Annotated in this window: 1 protein-coding gene; it reads right to left on the reverse strand. The window is 43.7% G+C overall.

Features of this window, described 5'->3' with window-relative positions:
* Window positions 1-14 precede the first annotated feature (14 nt).
* Window positions 15-458: T9SS type B sorting domain-containing protein (locus ACVC43_RS00255; RefSeq protein WP_452222567.1), on the reverse strand; the 444-nt coding region annotated here is incomplete at its 5' end.

Raw genomic sequence — 458 nt, forward strand, 5'->3', positions numbered from 1 at the left:
AGTTGTTTTTTATTTTAGCGTTTAAGCGTAAAATGCGCACGAACCGATTTCTTTTGGTCTGTGCCTGGTTCTCTGTATTCTACAGTAAACCAGTAATCGCTTGTTGGCATTGGGTTACCATTGTAAGTTCCATCCCATCCTGCGCCTGTTGGGCTCAGTTGTTTTAACAGTTTTCCAAAACGATCAAAGATATAGATTATAGCATCTGGCTGGTCGCCTATGCCATAAATGTTCCAGGTGTCGTGGTAACCATCGCCATTTGGTGTAAAGTACTGTGGGTAATCCATCACCATAATGGTTAGGATGGCTTCACCACAACCTAAAATATCTCTTACTGTTATGGTATGTTCTCCTGCTGCCACATCGGTAAAGGTATAAGTGCCATCGTTTGGCGTGTTCATCTCCCAGCTGCCACCATCGATACTAAACTCGTACACGGCTATTGAGGTGCCTGTGAT

The organism is Lacinutrix chionoecetis, from assembly GCF_053604665.1.